The organism is Vibrio sp. 1078-1, assembly GCF_033340475.1.
On sequence record NZ_JAWOWM010000569.1, the window covers coordinates 1 to 602 of the forward strand.

At 43.4% G+C, this 602-nt stretch carries 1 protein-coding gene; it reads right to left on the minus strand.

Annotated features, from left to right (window positions below; genetic code table 11):
- A partial coding sequence (locus tag R7190_RS28835; RefSeq protein WP_318138060.1) for an ATP-binding protein occupies window positions 1-602 on the minus strand: 602 nt, incomplete at both ends.

The window sequence follows — 602 nt, forward strand, 5'->3', positions numbered from 1 at the left end:
TTTCGCTGGCGTCAAACCCATTCATCACGGGCATTTGAACATCCATCAACACCAAATCGACCTGATGTGATTGAAACAGTTCCACCGCATTTGCGCCGTTATTGGCTTGTAAACTATTGACGCCAAGTCGGTTTAGGTACATTTGAACCAAAGTACGTTGCACCTCTTTATCATCGACAATGAGCACAGTTGGTGCATCTTTGTTGATTTGTACGACAGGTTCTGGACTTGGTGTGGTTTTGACTTTCTGATTCCAGTTGTAAAAGTTTGGCGTTCGAAGCGTTTCTACTTTCGGTGCATTTGGCACAACCGGAAAATGCAGATAAAACTCAGTAAATTCATTAGTTACCGATTTACACTCAATTCGACCACCAAAAGAGCGCATCACACGCTGACAGTAACCCAAGCCAAGTCCGCTACCGCCGCTTTTCTGGAATGAGAAAAAGTCATCAAAGATTTTGTGTACGATGCTGTCATCAATCCCAGGCCCTGTATCGCGGAAAACAAGCGTGTTTTCATAAGGGCCGACGAGGGTTCTGATTTCAATTTGACTATCGGGATAGGAATCAAAATAGTAAATCGCATTGCGAATCAAATTGAAA